Raw genomic sequence first — 405 nt, forward strand, 5'->3', positions numbered from 1 at the left:
CAATTGCGCGCGGTTGACCAGCTCCGGCACGATGGCCGCGAACACCGGCCAGCGCATCGCCAGCCCGATGCCGTTGGCGAACGTGAGCGCCAGCAGCAGCGGCGCCGTCATCCCTCCGGCCAGGATGGCCAGGCACAGCACCAGCGCCACCGCGGCCACCCAGAACTGCGTGGCGATGAAATAGCGCCGCCGGTCCAGGATGTCCGCCAGCGCGCCGCTGGGCAGGCCCAGCAGGAACACCGGCAGCGTGGAGGCCGTCTGCACCAGCGCCACCAGCACGGGCGAGGTGGTGAGCGTCGTCATCAGCCACGCGGCCGCGACGTCGTTCATCCACATGCAGGTATTGGCCGCGAGCCAGGTGAGCCACAGCACTGTGTCTTATACACATCTCCGAGCCCACGAGAC

The 405-nt window shown here is 68.9% G+C and carries 1 protein-coding gene; it reads right to left on the reverse strand.

Annotated features, from left to right (window positions below; translation table 11 throughout):
• The coding region (locus K9U40_RS24295; RefSeq protein WP_282892600.1) for an MFS transporter at nt 1–372 on the reverse strand (372 nt) is incomplete at its 3' end.
• Nucleotides 373–405 lie beyond the last annotated feature (33 nt).

It is taken from the genome of Xanthobacter autotrophicus, assembly GCF_030015065.1.
In the GTDB taxonomy this organism is placed as follows: Bacteria; Pseudomonadota; Alphaproteobacteria; order Rhizobiales; family Xanthobacteraceae; genus Xanthobacter; species Xanthobacter autotrophicus_D.